Origin of the sequence: Vibrio sp. Scap24 (assembly GCF_013394185.1) — a bacterium.
Taxonomy (GTDB): Bacteria; Pseudomonadota; Gammaproteobacteria; order Enterobacterales; family Vibrionaceae; genus Vibrio; species Vibrio pomeroyi.
This window is the reverse complement of the sequence record NZ_CP041332.1, coordinates 1078874-1096080: the sequence shown is the minus strand read 5'-3', so window position 1 is coordinate 1096080 and position 17207 is coordinate 1078874. Positions and strand designations below refer to the sequence as shown.

The following is a 17207-nucleotide window of genomic DNA, read 5'->3' as shown; positions in this document are numbered from 1 at the left end:
CCTCGATTCTGGAATGACGGATGAGCATAAGGCAATGAAGCGGTCGCCTTTGCACAAATAGCACAACGAGATTACACGTCATTCCCTACAGCGAGGAACGAGCGTGATAGGGAATCTCCTTGTAGAAGAATTATTCGTCTTGGTGAATTGACCAAGACACAAAAATTAAGAGCAATGTAAGTATGTCAAAAGTTGAATTTAACCCAGTAGACCACCCGCATCGTCGTTATAACCCACTAACGGGTCAGTGGATCTTAGTATCACCGCACCGTGCTAAACGCCCGTGGAGCGGTCAAGACGAGAAGCCATCGACTGAACAACTTCCTGAGTACGAGAAAGAGTGTTTCCTGTGCCCGACCAACACACGTATCTCGGGTGACGAAAACCCAGATTACGAAGGCACTTATGTGTTCAGTAATGATTTCGCGGCGTTGATGCCTGATTCGCCTGACGCTCCAGAGTCTGACAACCCTCTATTTAAGACTCAAGGTGTTCGTGGGTTGAGCCGCGTTATCTGTTTCTCTCCAGACCACAGCAAAACGCTGCCAGAGTTGCCGGTAAATAAAATCCGCGGCGTGATCGATACCTGGAACGAGCAGATTGAAGAGCTTGGTAAAGATTACCTATGGGTTCAAGCGTTTGAAAACAAAGGCGAGACCATGGGTTGTTCTCAGCCACACCCGCACGGTCAAATTTGGGCGAACAGCTTTCTGCCAAACGAGATTGAACGTAAAGAAAAGCTTCTAAAAGAATATTTTGAGCAACAGGGCTCAAACCTATTAGTGGATTACGTTGAAGCTGAAATGAAAGACGGCTCACGCACTGTGGTTGAAACGGAACATTGGATTGCTGTCGTGCCTTACTGGGCAGCGTGGCCATTCGAAACCATGTTGCTGCCAAAAACACATATTCGTCGCATGAGCGAACTGACTGACGAGCAGCGTGATGATTTAGCGGTCGCGATTAAGAAATTAACAAGCCGTTACGATAACTTGTTCCAGTGTTCATTCCCATACTCGATGGGCTGGCATTATGCGCCGTTCTTTGAAGAAGGCACCGACATCGACCATTGGCAACTGCACGCGCTTTTCTACCCGCCACTACTACGCAGCGCATCGGTTCGTAAGTTCATGGTGGGCTACGAAATGTTGGCGGAATCGCAACGTGACTTGACCGCAGAACAAGCGGCGCAACGTCTTCGCGATTTGAGCGACGTTCACTACAAAGAGCAGTAATACGCAGCTTCTTAGATAGTAAGCGAGATTCCTGATATCTCGTCCCTCGATTCTGGAATGACAGTTTCATTGAAACTTTTAGCGTCAATCTCGAGAGTGAGGAACAAAGGATTCGGGAATCTCAAAGAATTAAAGTGGTGCCATTAAGGGGCCACAATTGAACAAAGAGTTTAAGCAGAGAGTTTACTTATGTCTGATCTAATCCAAAACGTGAAAGCATCTTTTGAGCAAGTCCTTGGTTACCAAGCGACTCACATCGTTCAAGCGCCAGGTCGTGTGAACCTGATTGGTGAGCACACTGACTACAATGATGGTTTTGTTCTACCGTGTGCCATTAACTACCAAACCGTTGTTGCAGCAGCAAAGCGTGATGACAACATGGTGCGTGTGGTGTCTGTCGACTACGATAATGCGGTAGACGAATTCGATATCACGCAAGAGATTACCTTCCAACAAGACAAGATGTGGGCGAACTACATTCGTGGCGTGGTGAAGTGCTTAATTGGTCGTGGCTACGAGTTTAAAGGTGCGGATATTTCTGTCTCTGGCAACGTACCTCAAGGTGCGGGTTTGAGTTCATCAGCGGCACTAGAAGTGGTGATTGGTCAGACATTCAAGGTGCTTTACAACCTAGAGATCACTCAAGCGGAAGTGGCGTTGAATGGTCAGCAAGCAGAGAACGAATTTGTGGGCTGTAACTGCGGCATCATGGACCAAATGATCTCGGCTGAAGGCCTAGCAAACCACGCGATGCTTTTGGATTGCCGTAGCTTAGAAACTCAAGCGGTTTCAATGCCAGAAGATATGGCGGTGGTGATCATCAATTCAAACAAGAAACGTGGCTTAGTCGACAGTGAATACAACACACGCCGTGAGCAGTGTGAAGAAGCGGCTCGCTTGTTCGGTGTCCCAGCACTGCGTGATGTAACGATTGAGCAATTCAAAGCGAAAGAGTCTGAATTGGATGAGATGGTTGCTAAGCGCGCTCGCCACGTGATTACCGAAAATGACCGTACCGTTGAAGCGGCTCAAGCTCTGCGTACTCATGACATGAAGCGCATGGGCGAGTTGATGGCAGAATCACATGCATCAATGCGTGATGATTTTGAAATCACAGTTACAGAGATCGATACGCTAGTGGATATGGTTAAAGAAGTGATTGGCGATCAAGGCGGCGTGCGTATGACGGGCGGTGGCTTTGGTGGTTGTATCGTGGCATTGGTTCCGCCAGCTTTAGTTGATGAAATTAAAACAACCGTTGAGCAGAAATATCAAACAGCGACAGGTCTAAAAGAATCAATTTATGTGTGCCAAGCGAAAGACGGCGCCGGCCTAATTGAAGTAATCTAACTGCTTCGAGACTTAAGATAGAGCTTACCAAGTAAAAAGATCATGGTAGGCCAAATACTAAAGCCTTTACCTCAACGTAGAGGCTTTTTACTGGCAGTAGAAGGAATTTAGAATGACACAAGCGCAGAACCTGCATCAATCCATGACAGAAACTGCAGCCTATGATGGCCAACCTGCTCAGCTTGTCACGCTGTCGAATGCACACGGCATAGAAGTGACATTCATGGATATTGGCGCAACGTGGTTGAGCTGTATCTTGCCAGTAAAAGGAAACGGACGAGAAGTGCTATTGGGTGTGAATTCAATGGAGAACTTCGAGAAGCAAGCCAGTTATATGGGGGCGACAGTTGGTCGTTATGCCAACCGCATTGCCAATGGTCGTTTCAAGATTGACGGCAAGAATTACAAGTTGGAAACCAACCAAGCTGGGAATACCTTACACGGTGGGCCGAATGGTTTTGATAAACGCCGTTGGAGTATTACTGAGCAGACTGAAACATCGGTTGTGTTTAGCTTAGTATCAGCGGATGGCGACCAAGGTTTTCCGGGTAATTTGAACGTGTCGGTTCGTTATGAAATCACCGAAGATAATCGAGTCTCTATCGATTACACAGCCAACACCGATAAACCAACGATAGTGAACCTGACCAATCACGCCTACTTCAACCTGCTCGGTGCAGAAGCTGGGCACGACTGCTTGTCCCACATTGTGAGTATCAACGCGTCTCAGTTCTTGCCAACCAACTCTGTCGGCATTCCATTAGGCAACTTGAAATCGGTGAAATCGACCAGCTTCGACTTCACTCAGCCTATGATGATCTCAGAGCGTTTATTGGGTGATGAACAACAGAAAGCCGCCAAAGGTTACGATCACTCTTTCTTATTGGCTGACGGCTGTAAACGCACTCAATGTGCCGCGACCGTGACCTCGCCAGATGCGCTAGTCACCTTAAAAGTATTTTCAACCAAACCTGCGATGCAGCTATACACCGGAAACTGGCTTGGTGGCACACCAAACCGAAGTGGTGGTAGCTATGAAGATTACGCAGGGTTGGCATTAGAAACCCAGTTCTTACCTGACTCTCCTAACCACCCAGAGTGGAAGCAGGACAGTTGTATTCTCCAGCCTGAACAAGAATACCACTACCGTACCAGCTACCAGTTTGAATTTTCGGGGGATTCTTCAAACTAGTACACTCTAGCTCAAAGCGGTGATGCCAAGTTCTTTTGTTGATTTATGAATGGAGCGGTGTGATTTATTCCGCTGCTCTTGGGGGGATGAATAAAAGTGGCACCTAGCAATCTACGACCTAATAAGGGAGCGATTGTTGGGTACGAGAGTAAGGTAGGAAAGCCCTAACAGAAGCGATTCTGTTAGGGCTTTTTTTCGTTTGCTGTTTGGTCTGAGACCAGAACTTAGATTTTCTCTACCGAATTACGGCGCACCAAAGTTGGTGAGAACATCATTGGCTCTGCCGAGGTGTCTTCACCTTTGGCTAGGTTCAAGGCAAGTCGTGTTGCTTTCTCAGCCATCATTTGAATTGGATAACGAATCGTAGTCAGCTTAGGGTGAACATAGCGGGCAATTAAGCCATCATCGAATCCGATGATCGACATTTTCTCTGGTGCTTGGATTCCGTTTTCATCGAGTACCGACAAAGCACCCGCCGCCATGTAATCGTTGTATGCCACAATGCCTGTGATTGGCAATGACTTAGTCAGCAGGTTCGTCATCGCATACTCGCCACCGTCACTGGTTGGCAGAGCCTGTTCAACATAGCTCTCAGATAACTCAATACCATACTCTTTGAGCGCGGCTTGGTAGCCTTCAACACGCTCGTTGGCATCTTCAATGCTTGAAGAGGAGGCGATACACGCAATGTTTTTATGACCATGTCGGATTAAGTATTCAGTCGCGAGGAAGGCGCCTTTCTTGTTATCTAGAAAGATACAGCGATTGGCAATTTCTTCGATGTAACGGTTGATCAGCACTAAGCCTTTCACTTCTTTAGAGTAAGCAATCAGCTCTTCGTCAGTCAGGCCTTTAGAGTGGATGATCAGCGCATCACAGCGGCTGTTGATCAGTAACTCAATCGCTTGTTGTTCCTCTTCACGATTGTGAGAACCATTACCGACCAAGATGTGTTTGCCGTTCTCTCTTGCAACGTTGTCGACCGATTTAACTAGCGTGCCGAAGAAAGGATCGGAAATATCACCCACCAACACACCTACGGTATTGGTACTTTGGCTTACGAGCGCACGGGCATTGGCATTCGGGCGATAGCCGAGCTTCGCCATCGCTTTCGTTACCGACTCAATAGAGCTCGCACTGGCCTTAGGAGATTTGTTGATCACCCGAGATACGGTTGCGACTGATACACCGGATTCTTTTGCGACATCCTTGATTGTTGCCATGAGAGACCTTTCTGGGCTGAAAAATGTTAACCAAAGTATTAAACACGCATTGTGTAATAAGTGCAATTGATGTCGATTCTATATTTCTCGATGAGCATCTTAATATATGAATTTGTTAGTAATATGAGATGTGTAAACGTTGTCCTAATTTGTCAGAACAATTTAGGGAATTCGGTAGGAAATATAAATCGCGGCCAAAGCACGGGCCGCGATTCTTGGAGCAAAATGATAGGTTTGCTCTGGTAACAGGATGACTCCAGAACTAGTTATTGTTCATCCAATCAAGCATTTGGGTTTTGTACACGTCACTGTTGCCACCAAAGATAGCTTGAACGCCTGTGCCTACTCGTACGACACCCGCAGCACCAAGTTGCTTCAGTTTTGCTTCGTCTACCTTGTCTTGTTCAGACACTTGGATTCTTAAACGTGTAATACATGCGTCTGTGCTTAAGATGTTCTGCTTACCACCAAATGCACTTACCAATTCACTGGCGAACTCAGAGCTGGTGTCATTGATGACTTTACCGTTGTCTTGATCTTCACGGCCAGGAGTTTTCAAGTTGAACGTCTTGATAAACCAAGTAAACACAACATAGTAAAGCGCTGCGTATGTCAGACCGAGTGGAATGATCATCCAACCTTTGGTTGATATACCGAAGAAGGTCACATAGTCGATCAAACCCGCACTAAAGCTGTAGCCGTGTTTCACACCCAACAGAATGCACAGTGGATAAGCAAGACCTGCAATGATCGCGTGAATCACGTAAAGCACTGGCGAGATGAACATGAAAGCAAACTCAATTGGCTCAGTGATACCGGTTAGGAATGACGTCAGTGCTGCTGAAATCATGATGCCCATAACCTTGGTGCGGTGCTCGGGTTTTGCTGCACGACCAATTGCGATAGCCGCGGCAGGAAGGCCAAACATCTTGAATAGGAAGCCACCCGCTAGATTTCCAGCATTTGGATCGCCAGCGAAGAAGCGTGGGATTTCACCGTGGAATACTTGCCCAGCCGAATTAATGAATTCGCCCGCTTGCAGTTGAATAATCACGTTAATCACATGATGAAGACCAAATGGGATCAGCGCACGTTCTGCAGTGCCATAAGCCCAAAATGCCATCAGTGGGTTTTGTTCTGTTGCCCAAGCGCCAAACCAATCAATGCCTGCGCCAATCGGCTGCCAGATAAAGGCAATAGCGATACCCAAGAACAGCATCGAAAACGACGTCACGATTGGGACAAAGCGCTTACCCGCAAAGAAGGCCAAATAGGCGGGCATCTTAATGGTGTAAAAGCGGTTAAACATATAAGCGCCAACTGCACCCGAGATGATGCCGCCTAATACGCCGGTATCAATATGGTCAACACCCAGTACACCCGCCATTACCTTCAGTGTTGCCACTAGAACGTAGTAACCGATACCTGCGGCTACCGCACCGACACCGTCATTGTTGGTGAATGAAATCGCTACGCCTAATGCAAAAATCAGTGGCAGGTTACCAAATACGGCACCACCGGCTTCGGCCATTAACTCGGAAACCACAGGTGGGATAAATCCAAATTGCGCCGAGCCAATACCCAACAAAATACCCGCCGCAGGCATTGAGGCTATGGGCAGCATTAAGGCTTTACCGACCTTAGACAGGTTGGCAAAAAAGTTAGCAAACATAAATATACTCCAATTTGTTATCTAAAATTTGGGGCGCGCATCATCGGTGAGTAATGGCAAAAGGGGGATTAGCGATAGCAGCGAGATTATGGTTTGCAGGGGGTAGGAGCATAAACATAAAGTAGGTTGCTATCGCTAAAGCTTTAAAGTGTGGATTTGCCGATGGTGGAAAGAGGCTTTTCTTGTGAATGCTTTTTTCACTCAATAACCGATGAGTTGTCTTCAGCTGAATTACTCAACTGTAGGGCTGCGCTAGAATCTATGATTATTTTTGCTAAAAATGAGGTAGGGAAAAAGAGCGTGATTTTTAGGTTTTAAGTTCCCTATAACGAAGTTTTTAGACCTTTTTACTTGAGTTAGGTACTGGTGAGCTAATATAAGGAACTCAAACTTAGTTTTGGAGTGCCTGTTTTGGAAAGCATTAACCTTTTTCGATACTACGAACGCCTAGAAGAATTTGAATTGCTGGTTGAGCATCCTGTCACGCTTGCTGAGACTTCAGACAAAATGTGTACCAGCCCACGACACGCACGTGTGATTCTCAAGCAGATGAGTGAGCTCAAGTGGATTGCTTGGATACCACGAGTCGGGCGAAATCAGCGTTCGACTCTGATTCGTCGTATCGACCGCACCGAGGTAAAGCGCGCGATTGCCTTAGAGTGGATCAAAGAGAGCAAGTACGACCGAGCTCTGGAATTTCTCGACTACAACCAAGTGGTGTTCGAACAGCTGCTCAAACAAACCTCAGGAGCACAAGTGAAGGAAGGAAAGGTGAGTGTTCAGCTTACTTATAATCGACCATTCGCTTCTCTTAACCCGACAACGCCGCACCGAAACAGCGAGCGCTACCTGATTCGTCAGATCCACTCTTGCTTAGTCTCAATGACGCCAGAAGGCGAGTTGATTCCGAACATCGCACACCACTGGGAAGCAAACCAAGATTGGACAGTATGGACGTTCTATCTTCGTCCTTCTGTGAGCTTTCATTCGGGCGGAAAAGTAGACGCGGAGGTTGTCGCGCAACTGTTACTTGAACTGCAAGAGCTTCCTTATTATCAAAATGAACTCGAGCATCTAGAGTCGATTACGGTTGAAACGCCTTATCGATTTTCCGTTCAGCTCAATCGCCGAGACAAAGGCTTTGCGGCATTAATGAGTGATTTAAAGTACTCACTTCAGCCTCCAGAACAACTCAAAAACTTATCGTCTAATGTTGTTGGCTGCGGCATCTTTGCTCTTGAACTGCATTCAGACAGCAAGCTTATCTTGGCGGCCAACGAGCACTTTCATGGCTTTCGTTCTCTAACGGATAAAGTGACGATTTGGTCTTTGAATGCGGCTACCGCGAATCATGATCAGACCTCTGGCGATTCACAGACGCTTCCTGACACAGAGCAGTACTCTAAGAAGATCATCACTAATGCGACAACTGAGCCGAGTGAAAGCGCTTTGGGCACAGGAAATACTGCTGACCTACCACACACAGCATCAAGGGCTCGCATTGAGGAAGGATGCTTGTTTGTTATTTTTAACCAGAACAACTCGAGCTTGTCTTACCCTCAACGTCGTTGGTTGAGTGAACGACTCAATGGAGAGCAGATTTGGCGTCAGCTTGAATTGAATGAAACGACTTTTGGCGCCGAAATCGCCCATAACTTCTTTCCTTTCTGGCACAACGTGAAACACATCAGAAGCCAACCGATCGAATTGCCTCGCTCTGTTGAGATTGCCTGTTATTCCCACTTAGGTGTTCAACGAAGTGCCAAAGCCGCTGTGCAAATATTGGCGAAAGAGGGGATTGAAGCGAAGATCAACCTTTACTCATTTGAAGCCTTTATAGAGAAAGCGCAGGGCGATGGTTTCAGTGAAGAGATTGTTTTAAGCAGCCTTAACCTTGATGACAACCGCCAAGTATCGGCGCTGTTGTTCTTTTTGAGTGATCCGGTTCTGCATGCCACGATAGGCTCTGAGGTGAGTGAATGGTTGGTGGCTGAGCTCAATCGTATCCGAGAGGATTTCTCACCGGGTGAGTACCTCAATCAACTTGAGCAGCTCGGGTCTGTTCTTATCTATGAAGGCTTGATTTGCCCAATGCTTCACCATAGGCAAACGCTCAGCTTTCTCGATGTTTTTAAAGGCGTTGAAATCACGGCTTGGGGTTGGCCAAAATTAAGTGAGATTTGGTAACTGTCGCTGACAAATTTCATGATCTTTACTTATCAGAATGAGATCTTTACCGCTTGTAATTATTAGGCTTATTGCTAATGTTAGATTTTACTTTACTTAATTTTAGTAAACTTACTTAATGAGTAAAGAATCAATTAATATAGGAAGTGAGAAATGGATACTGTCTCTTATGGCGACTTTGCTAAGTTAGAAATGCGTGTGGGTAAGATCATCGAGGTTGTGCGTCATGAAAACGCAGACAAGCTTTACATCGTGCAAGTGGATGTGGGTGAGAAGACGCTACAAACAGTGACCAGCCTAGTCCCTTACTACACAGAAGAAGAGTTGATGGGCAAGCAGGTTGTTGTGCTGTGTAATTTAGCGAAAGCCAAGATGAGAGGCCACACTTCTGAATGCATGCTGCTGTGTGCGGAGACGGATGATGAATCTGAAAGTGTATTGCTGACACCAGAACGTGCAATGCCAGCGGGTATTCGAGTGGTTTAAGCGGTTTATTTTAGTCGGTGAGCTCATTCGTTATAAGCTCATCGACTTCTCTGTTCTCAAAGCTACAAAACCCTCAAAGACTAGCTGCGAACACTCAGTATCAAACCATCAATCACACTGTGGTGGTGATCCGACACCCCAGCAAGATTGCCGTATTTGGGCTGGTGGCGATCATTTTCTAATGGGTGGTGCCAACCTTGTGTATGTTTCACAAAGTGCGCGGCAAAGCTTTCAGATACCTCTAGGCATCCTGCCAAAACGGTATCGACATAGGTTTGAACGATAGGGCTGTTTTCACAAGGCGCTTGAATCTCGTCTTTGATGTATACCCAGATCGATTGATCCGTTTTAAAGTCAGTTTGGCTCTCTATCTGATCGGCGTTTAATTTGATTCGATGATAACCGCGTTCACGACGATCAAATTCAGCCAATGCAACATCATCGACCTCAAGCAAAACACCGTTCACTTGCCCTTCACCAAGGTTGACGATCAAAGGAGATAACACGTAACTGTCATCGATCTTACTCCAATGGCGCACTAAGCCATGAACAATCGCTGGGATCGCTTGACCCGTTTGACCGGTAAGTTGACGTGAAGATGAGTTGATCAAGCTGCCATAACCAAAAATATACATCGCGTTCCTTGTCTGTTCTGTTGTATTTGAGACTAGTCTTACTATATGTGGCGAGATAGTAAAAGTCAGTAAGTTTCTATTTACACATCTATATGTCTTTATGACTCTTTTGGTTGTGTTTTTTTGACTTGTTTATTGGCTGGTGAATCTCGTGAGTGGCTGTTTTTACTGGCTTTATCTAATTGGCGCGTTTCATGCAATGTGATCTGCATATTGCATCGAATTTGATGCACACCAAATTTGGTTTAGGTAATACCTTGGCCGCTTATCTGAGAATTAGGAGCGAGTTTGTTAAATATCACAGATAAAAGTGTAGAAGACGCGATTCCAGCCTACCTGCGTTTAGGCTTTCGACCTTTCTTCTTTTTGGGCAGTCTCTATGCCGTGATTGCGATTGTGGCTTGGGTCATCATGTTCCAAAACGGTCAGCCTGAGATTTTAAACGTGCCTGCATTGTGGTGGCACGTGCATGAGATGCTGTTTGGTTTTTCGATGGCGATTGTTGTCGGTTTTGTGCTCACTGCCGTGCAAACTTGGACTGGCGTTAATGGCACCAAGCACTATCGATTAGCTGTGCTCGTCGGATTGTGGTTGGCACCTCGCATTCTGTTTTGGACACCGGCTCCGTTGTGGTTGATCTCTTCGATTGAAGCGTTGTTCTTAATCTTCGCGGCTTACGAGATCGGTTTCCGTGTCGTGAAGTCGAAAGGTTGGAAGAACTTGTTTTTCGTGCCCCTGTTTATATTGGCTATCGTGGCGAACTTTGCGAGCTACGCGACCATTAAAGGTATGCCTCCATTTCCTTCATCCGCGGTATGGCAAGCGATGTTGTGGTGGTTTACGTTGTTGCTGTCTGTAATGGGTGGACGAGTGATTCCATTCTTCACCGCTCGTCGCTTCGACTTTGAGAAAGCGCAGCCATTGGTCTGGTTGGAATGGCTTGCGAATCTGCCTTTGGTAGGACTGTTTGTTCTAAGCTTCTTCTCACTTACCTTTGCTCAAGTAGGCAATGAGCTAATGGTGTTTGCTGGCGTGACTCAGTTAGTCCGCTTTATCCGTTGGAAGCCTTGGACGACGTTATCTGAGCCTTTGGTGTGGTCACTACATGCGGCTTACTTGTGTATTCCTCTAAGCTTACTGTTACGTGGTTTGTTAGATAACCCATTTGCGAGTCATAACATGCTGCACCTGTTTGCGATTGGTGGCTTGAGCGGTTTGATTCTTGCGATGATTACTCGCGTGACTATGGGGCATACTGGTCGTGCTATTTACAAAGGACCAAGCATGGCGCTAGCCTTCTCAGCGATTTTTATTGCCGCGTTAGTTCGTAGCTTAGGCGTGACTTTCTTCCCTGCTTACTTGTTCGAGATGGTTAACATCAGCGCAGGTTTATGGACATTGGCGTTTGGTCTGTTTATCTGGAAATTCGGCATGATGCTGTTAACTCCACGAGTGGATGGTCATCCGGGTTAAGTGAACTTCAGCCTATTGATTAACAAAGGGAAGCGTTGAGCTTCCCTTTTTCGATCGTGCTGAAAAGTGCGGTCACTCCAATAAATCATTCACTATTCTCTGCAAGATATTGGCGTATTTGGGTGATGAGGTCTTCTTTGGCGTGAGGGGAGATAAAGCTCGCCTCGACGGCGTTAATGCTGAACTGCGCTAATTCTTGATGAGTGAGTGGGTGTGCATTGGCCACGGCGAGGAAGTTGTCATTCATGTAGCCACCAAAGTAAGCCGGATCATCGGAGTTGATGGTGACACAAAGCCCTTTTCTGAGGAGTTCAACAATATTGTGCTCTTGCATGGTGTCGAAGACTTTGAGTTTGGTATTCGATAGCGGGCAGACCGTGAGTGGAATCCGTTTTGTTGCTAACTCTTCGACTAATTCAGCGTCCTCGATACAGCGAACTCCATGGTCAATTCGAGTGATGCCCAACAAGCTCAACGCATCGATAATGTTTTGTGCAGGGCCTTCTTCTCCGGCGTGCGCGACGGTTAGAAATCCTTGATTGATGGCTTCTTGGAAGACATGTTTAAACTTCTCTGGCGGGTTCCCTTGCTCGGATGAATCTAGCCCAACCGCAATGATTTTGTCTTTGTAGGGAAGGGCTTGTTGGAGTGTTTCAAATGCGCTGTCTTCATCAAGGTGGCGTAGAAAACACATGATCAGTTGGCTGCTGATCCCGAGTTCCTGTGTGGCTTGCTCTAGTGCTTGGGTAATGCCGCCTACAATCGTATCAAAACTGATGCCGCGTTCCGTGTGGGTCTGTGGGTCGAAGAATATCTCAGTGTGAACCACGTTATCTTGTTGGCATTTCAATAGGTAAGCCCACGTCAGATCGTAGAAATCTTGCTGGTGGATCAGCACGTTGGCGCCTTGATAATAGATGTCGAGAAAGGACTGAAGATTGTGGAACTGGTATGCGTCTCGCACTTGATCTGGGTTTTCAAAGGGAATCGACACGTTATTACGTTTAGCGAGCTCGAACATCAGCTCAGGTTCTAATGTGCCTTCTATATGTAAGTGCAGCTCAACCTTCGGTAAATTTTTGATGAAGCTATCCATAGCAACTCCTTAGCTATTTTAATTATGGGCGGAGTAGGTGAGATGTTTTTGCCTAACAATATGAAGTCTTAGGCGATTCATTTATCTCTGTTTGAGCATAGTTCATTTCATTGTGGTCGATAAAATAGTGCCGAAATTGATGGTGAGCAGAGGCTTGCTAAGGAATTGAAATGAGCCGCAAACGATTTGCTGCATAGGAGTGTGATCCGCTGCAAATATTTGCAGCAATATTCATTGATTTGTGCTCTAATACCGCGCTTACCAAGGGATGGTGTTAAAAGATGCTCACTTAGATGGAGTTATCAAAGTTGACCGATCCCTTAATGATCTCCCTTAGGAAAAAATAGAACATGTCTAAGAACAAAAAATTTGATATCCGCCTTACAGAAAAACGCAACGGTTGGTGTGCAGAGATTACTCGTCAAGTAACGTCTCGCAGCACAACAGTATCTAAGCGTGAGTCTGGTTTCGAAACTGAAGCTCTTGCACAAGAGTGGGCAGAGAAAGAGCTAGCCTCTTTCATCGCAAACCAAGCTGAACGTAACGAGCGTAAATCAGAACAGCGTAAAGAGCGTGACGAACTACGTCACACTAAAGAGCTTAAAGCTGAGCAAGCACGTGAAGCACGCGCTAAAGCTCGTGCAGAAGAGCAAGAAGACGCTGAGTAATTCGGTGCACGATTAACTTATAGGTTCCTTAATTTTAAGATAAGGGACTTATAAAAAAAGCCCCAATATAGTCACCTATATTGGGGCTTTTTCGTTTGTGGAGTTCGTTTCTAGTTTGCTTGAGACCGACGGTTTTAGCTTTAGCTCTAGCTTTGGCTTGTCGCTTTTAACGTCGATCTCCTAAGCTTTAATCAGTTATTCAACGCCGTTAGCCAATCGTCTTCTGCTACTTCTTCAATGTAGCTCTCTACTGATTGTCCCACTTCTTCATCGTCTTGCTTGAAGTAAGCGATGTGGAACACAGCATCACCTTCGTTCACCAAAGGCAGAGTCTGCTGACCAATCACGATACCGCCTTTGGTCGTGATCACTTGGCCTTCTTGGTGACCCAGCGGAGAACTGATGTAAGCCAGAGTTTGCCCTGCTTCAACTTGTTCGCCCAGTCTGACCATATTACGTAAGATGCCGTCTGATTCAGCGCGGATCCAGCTGGTTGATTTACTCAATACTGGCTCTGGCAGCTTCTTACGGTTCGGGCGAAGCATACCGATTTCTTTCATTACTTGGTGAATACCCAAGTAGCCAGCACGAATCGCTAGGTGATCGAAACGCAGCGCTTCACCACCTTCGTAAGTTAGTACAGGAATACCAAGCTTTTCTGCTTCGCTACGCAGTGAACCGTCACGCAGTGGAGAATCGATGATCACTGGTGTTGCGAATGCTTTCGCGATGCGCATCGTTTCTGGGTTCGATAGGTTTGCACGAATCTGTGGCAGATTGGTACGGTGAATCGCGCCCGTGTGTAGATCCAAGATGTAATCACAGTGCTTCGCCACGTTCTCGAAGAAGGTGTAAGCGATACGTGATGTTAGTGATCCTTTCTCACTACCTGGGAAGCAACGGTTTAGGTCACGACGGTCTGGTAGGTAACGAGACTTATGGATGAAGCCGAACACGTTAACGATAGGCACGACAATCAAGGTACCTTTCAGTTTCTTTGGATCGATAGCGTTCGTCAGTTGTCGAGCAATCTCAACACCGTTTAGCTCATCGCCGTGGATCGCCGCGTTTACCATCAGTGTTGGGCCCGCTTGGCGACCGTGAATGATTTCAATCGGGATCGAAAGTGGAGAGTGCGTGTAAAGCTGAGCTGCTTGCAGTTCAATCTCCATTCGTTGTCCTGGCTGAACAGTATAACCAAGTAATTCGAATGGTTGATTAGGTTTTAGTCTTGCCATTTAGGTTGTTCTCAACATGGTGATAATTCGTTAACACGGAATGTATCAATCGTTGATTTTTAGTACGAATCAATCACTTTACGGTCACGACAAAAGTTTTTTATGAAGGGGCTTCAGAATTGGTTTCAGTTTTTGATTTGGTCAAATAGAGGGTGTTTCTAATTGTGAATTTCCTGACAATACATTGATTTAGCTCTGATATTTGTTGTTTGCTTGCTTGGTATTATCCATCGCCATTTTTTGGCGGCCAAATTCAAATATCGAGATAAAAATGAAAAAAACAATTTCAAAAGTCGTTGCACTGGCGGTGGTTTCTGTCGCTTTATCTGGCTGTGTTGGTAGTAACGCAGTAACGGGTTACCTAATGAAGTTCAACGTTAAGGCTGTTGATAACCGTTACGCACGTGGTGGTTTGAACATGCTACTTGCACCTGCTTACGGCCTAACGGTTGCTGCTGATTACCTGGTATTCAACTCACTAGAGTTCTGGACTGGTAGCAACCCACTGACTGGTTCTCCTCACATCTTTGATACAAAGACTGACACTTACCTAGACATCAACCATCAGTTGGACCCGTCTCTAACGGAAGCGCCTGTTGGTCCTATCACGAGTGCAGATGTGATCGAGAAAGGTCAAATGCAACAGATTGATGAAAACACGATCCAAATGGACATTACTTACCAATCTGGTGAGCGTGCGACGTTAATCGGTGTTCGTGATGGCGAGATGGTGACGTACTTCATCGATGGCGAAGTTGTGGCACAAACTTCAATTGATGAGCTAGAAAGCTACGCGGCTTCACGCGTTTAATTGTTTCTTGAGTCACAAATAGTCGATGACAAAGATTAGATACAAAAACAGGTACTCATTGAGTACCTGTTTTATTTTGTCTTGAATAAATGGTGCTTACTATTAAATACCATTCATTGAACAAACATAGCTTATCGAATTAAGCTTTTTCTGGGATTGCTTCAAGCAGTGCAACCATTTGGTTCCAGAATAGCTCAACGGTGTCGATCTTCACTTTCTCATCTGGAGAGTGAGGGAACTTGATCGTTGGGCCGAAAGAAACCATATCCATGTTCGGGTAAGGTTCTTTGAACAGACCACACTCAAGACCAGCATGGATAACCATGATGTTTGGCTTGTGACCGTAGATGCCTTCGTACATGTCGCGGAAGATGTGCATGATTTCTGAATCAGCGTCTGGCTTCCAACCTGGGTAAGCGCCAGAGAACGCGATGTTCGCGCCTGCTAGTTCAGCAACAGAGTTCAGCATACCTTCAACTTGCTTACGACCAGAGTCGATCAGAGAACGAATCAGGCAAAGCACAGTGATTGAGTTCTCTTCTGTTGTGATAACACCAACGTTTAGAGACGTTTCAACAACACCTTCGATCTCGTCACTCATACGAATCACGCCGTTTGGCGCCGCGTTTAGTGCAGCGATAAAGCGAGCTTGGTCAGCTGCAGCTAGAGCGCCCATTTCAACCGAAGCTTCTTCGTTGAAAGTAACAATGCTGTCTTCTACTTTACCTAGCTCTGTTGAAAGAAGCTCTGTGTAGTAGTTGTATAGCGAAGCCAGTTTCTCTTGGTTTGCAGCAGGTACTGCAACCGTTACGAAGCCTTCACGAGGAATCGCATTACGAAGGCTACCACCTTTGAATTCTACGATGCGTAGGTCTAGTTCTTTCGCGTGACCCGCTAGGAAGCGAGCAAGCAGTTTGTTCGCGTTTGCACGACCAGTGTGGATGTCACAACCAGAGTGACCGCCTTTAAGGCCTTTCAGCGTTAGCTTACGTGTTACGAAGTCAGCAGGAATTGCGTTACGTGCCACATCAAATGTCATTGCGCCGTCGATACCGCCAGCACAACCCATGTAAACTTCACCTTCTTGCTCAGAATCGGTGTTAAGAAGGATGTCACCTTCTAACCAACCTGCTTCAAGACCGAAAGCACCTGTCATGCCTGCTTCTTCGTCTACAGTTAGTAGAACTTCGATAGGGCCGTGCTTGATTTCGTTTGAAGCAAGAACTGCCAAACAAGAAGCCATGCCCATGCCGTTATCAGCGCCAAGCGTTGTGCCTTTTGCTGTAACCCACTCACCATCGATGTATGGTTGGATTGGATCTTTAGCGAAGTCATGAACGGTGTCTTCGTTCTTTTGTGGAACCATATCGATGTGAGCTTGTAGCACCACACCTTTTTTGTTTTCCATACCCGGCGTTGCTGGCTTCTTGATGAATACGTTGCCCGTTGGGTCACGACGTACATCTAGGCCTTGTTCTGTTGCCCAAGCAATAATGTATTGAGCAAGCTCTTCTTCATGCTTTGAAGGGTGTGGGATTGAGCAAATCTTATCGAAGAACTGCCAAATAGGGGCAGGGGATAATTTACTGATCTCAGAATGGAATTCAGACACGGATGACTCCTTTTTTATTTGATAACCATATATTTAGGATTTTTATAGGTAAAAACTTAGAACAAAAATCTAAAATATGGGTCTGTTTTGATGGCAACAGCATACCACTAGAGTGTTTTGACGAGTAGCGCTTCTAAACCTGAAATGCCTCAAATTTTGAACGCCATCTTGTTCATTTGATCTTGAATAAGTGCGTTGATGCTTATAAATGGTGCAAGCAAACGTTTGTTTAAGTCTATTCTGTAATTTAATTACGAAATTAAGTTTGCAAAATAACCATAAATGGCAAAAAATGTGACCTGTAGCAAAAAATGCTTGTAATCTTTTTT

Annotated in this window: 14 protein-coding genes; 8 read left to right on the top strand and 6 right to left on the bottom strand. The window is 45.9% G+C overall.

Annotation, left to right across the window (positions count from 1 at the left end; genetic code table 11):
• Positions 1-182 precede the first annotated feature (182 nt).
• The 3 genes from FLM53_RS04520 to galM all read left to right on the top strand — a co-directional run bounded on the left by FLM53_RS04520 (position 183) and on the right by galM (position 3777).
• Positions 183-1235: a UDP-glucose--hexose-1-phosphate uridylyltransferase gene (locus tag FLM53_RS04520; protein ID WP_176680341.1), complete on the top strand. Its 1053-nt coding sequence runs from the start codon at positions 183-185 to the stop codon at positions 1233-1235.
• Positions 1236-1424: 189 nt separating this feature from the next.
• Positions 1425-2585, top strand: a complete 1161-nt coding sequence (gene galK, locus FLM53_RS04515; protein WP_176680340.1) for a galactokinase — start codon at positions 1425-1427, stop codon at positions 2583-2585.
• A gap of 112 nt (positions 2586-2697) precedes the next feature.
• Complete coding sequence (galM, locus tag FLM53_RS04510) at positions 2698-3777, top strand: galactose-1-epimerase (RefSeq protein ID WP_176680339.1); 1080 nt, start codon at positions 2698-2700, stop codon at positions 3775-3777.
• 224 nt (positions 3778-4001) lie between these two features.
• On the opposite strand, the gene FLM53_RS04505 is transcribed toward galM, so the two are convergent.
• Positions 4002-5000 carry a substrate-binding domain-containing protein gene (locus FLM53_RS04505; RefSeq protein ID WP_102507700.1) on the bottom strand — a complete coding sequence of 333 codons (999 nt, stop codon included), beginning with the start codon at positions 4998-5000 and terminating at the stop codon, positions 4002-4004.
• Between the two features lie 262 nt (positions 5001-5262).
• Positions 5263-6672, bottom strand: a complete 1410-nt coding sequence (gene ptsG, locus FLM53_RS04500; RefSeq protein ID WP_176680338.1) for a PTS glucose transporter subunit IIBC — start codon at positions 6670-6672, stop codon at positions 5263-5265.
• Positions 6673-7074: 402 nt separating this feature from the next.
• On the opposite strand from ptsG, the gene FLM53_RS04495 reads away from it, so the two are divergent.
• Both FLM53_RS04495 and FLM53_RS04490 read left to right on the top strand, forming a co-directional pair.
• Positions 7075-8859: an SgrR family transcriptional regulator gene (locus tag FLM53_RS04495; protein ID WP_176680337.1), complete on the top strand. Its 1785-nt coding sequence runs from the start codon at positions 7075-7077 to the stop codon at positions 8857-8859.
• Positions 8860-9012: 153 nt separating this feature from the next.
• Positions 9013-9345, top strand: a complete 333-nt coding sequence (locus tag FLM53_RS04490) for a tRNA-binding protein (RefSeq protein WP_102437284.1) — start codon at positions 9013-9015, stop codon at positions 9343-9345.
• A gap of 80 nt (positions 9346-9425) precedes the next feature.
• Here FLM53_RS04490 and FLM53_RS04485 read toward each other — a convergent pair whose 3' ends face one another.
• Positions 9426-9980, bottom strand: coding sequence for a gamma-glutamylcyclotransferase family protein (locus FLM53_RS04485; protein WP_176680336.1), 555 nt, complete (start codon positions 9978-9980; stop codon positions 9426-9428).
• A 288-nt stretch (positions 9981-10268) separates the two neighbouring features.
• On the opposite strand from FLM53_RS04485, the gene FLM53_RS04480 reads away from it, so the two are divergent.
• On the top strand, positions 10269-11453 hold the full coding sequence (locus FLM53_RS04480) for an NnrS family protein (protein ID WP_176680335.1): 1185 nt from the start codon (positions 10269-10271) through the stop codon (positions 11451-11453).
• A gap of 85 nt (positions 11454-11538) precedes the next feature.
• Here FLM53_RS04480 and FLM53_RS04475 read toward each other — a convergent pair whose 3' ends face one another.
• Positions 11539-12549, bottom strand: coding sequence for an adenosine deaminase (locus FLM53_RS04475; protein ID WP_176680334.1), 1011 nt, complete (start codon positions 12547-12549; stop codon positions 11539-11541).
• Positions 12550-12899: 350 nt separating this feature from the next.
• On the opposite strand from FLM53_RS04475, the gene FLM53_RS04470 reads away from it, so the two are divergent.
• Positions 12900-13217: a DUF3622 domain-containing protein gene (locus tag FLM53_RS04470; protein WP_017056240.1), complete on the top strand. Its 318-nt coding sequence runs from the start codon at positions 12900-12902 to the stop codon at positions 13215-13217.
• A 191-nt stretch (positions 13218-13408) separates the two neighbouring features.
• On the opposite strand, the gene FLM53_RS04465 is transcribed toward FLM53_RS04470, so the two are convergent.
• Positions 13409-14455 carry a succinylglutamate desuccinylase/aspartoacylase family protein gene (locus FLM53_RS04465; RefSeq protein ID WP_017633425.1) on the bottom strand — a complete coding sequence of 349 codons (1047 nt, stop codon included), beginning with the start codon at positions 14453-14455 and terminating at the stop codon, positions 13409-13411.
• Between the two features lie 271 nt (positions 14456-14726).
• Here FLM53_RS04465 and FLM53_RS04460 point away from each other — a divergent pair, with 271 nt between their 5' ends.
• Positions 14727-15266: a DUF3332 family protein gene (locus tag FLM53_RS04460; protein WP_176680333.1), complete on the top strand. Its 540-nt coding sequence runs from the start codon at positions 14727-14729 to the stop codon at positions 15264-15266.
• 139 nt (positions 15267-15405) lie between these two features.
• Here the strand turns inward: FLM53_RS04460 and FLM53_RS04455 are convergent, their stop codons facing one another.
• The gene (locus tag FLM53_RS04455; protein ID WP_176680332.1) at positions 15406-16878 is read right to left on the bottom strand and encodes an aminoacyl-histidine dipeptidase; all 1473 of its coding nucleotides are present in this window, start codon (positions 16876-16878) and stop codon (positions 15406-15408) included.
• Between the last annotated feature and the right edge of the window lie 329 nt (positions 16879-17207).

Bases quoted from the DNA above. Each gene is read 5' to 3' on its own strand.
- FLM53_RS04485 (WP_176680336.1), bottom strand. From the start codon at position 9,980: ATGTATATTTTTGGTTATGGCAGCTTGATCAACTCATCTTCACGTCAA.
- galM (WP_176680339.1), top strand. From the start codon at position 2,698: ATGACACAAGCGCAGAACCTGCATCAATCCATGACAGAAACTGCAGCC.
- FLM53_RS04465 (WP_017633425.1), bottom strand. From the start codon at position 14,455: ATGGCAAGACTAAAACCTAATCAACCATTCGAATTACTTGGTTATACT.
- FLM53_RS04470 (WP_017056240.1), top strand. From the start codon at position 12,900: ATGTCTAAGAACAAAAAATTTGATATCCGCCTTACAGAAAAACGCAAC.
- galK (WP_176680340.1), top strand. From the start codon at position 1,425: ATGTCTGATCTAATCCAAAACGTGAAAGCATCTTTTGAGCAAGTCCTT.
- ptsG (WP_176680338.1), bottom strand. From the start codon at position 6,672: ATGTTTGCTAACTTTTTTGCCAACCTGTCTAAGGTCGGTAAAGCCTTA.
- FLM53_RS04460 (WP_176680333.1), top strand. From the start codon at position 14,727: ATGAAAAAAACAATTTCAAAAGTCGTTGCACTGGCGGTGGTTTCTGTC.
- FLM53_RS04505 (WP_102507700.1), bottom strand. From the start codon at position 5,000: ATGGCAACAATCAAGGATGTCGCAAAAGAATCCGGTGTATCAGTCGCA.
- FLM53_RS04520 (WP_176680341.1), top strand. From the start codon at position 183: ATGTCAAAAGTTGAATTTAACCCAGTAGACCACCCGCATCGTCGTTAT.
- FLM53_RS04490 (WP_102437284.1), top strand. From the start codon at position 9,013: ATGGATACTGTCTCTTATGGCGACTTTGCTAAGTTAGAAATGCGTGTG.
- FLM53_RS04475 (WP_176680334.1), bottom strand. From the start codon at position 12,549: ATGGATAGCTTCATCAAAAATTTACCGAAGGTTGAGCTGCACTTACAT.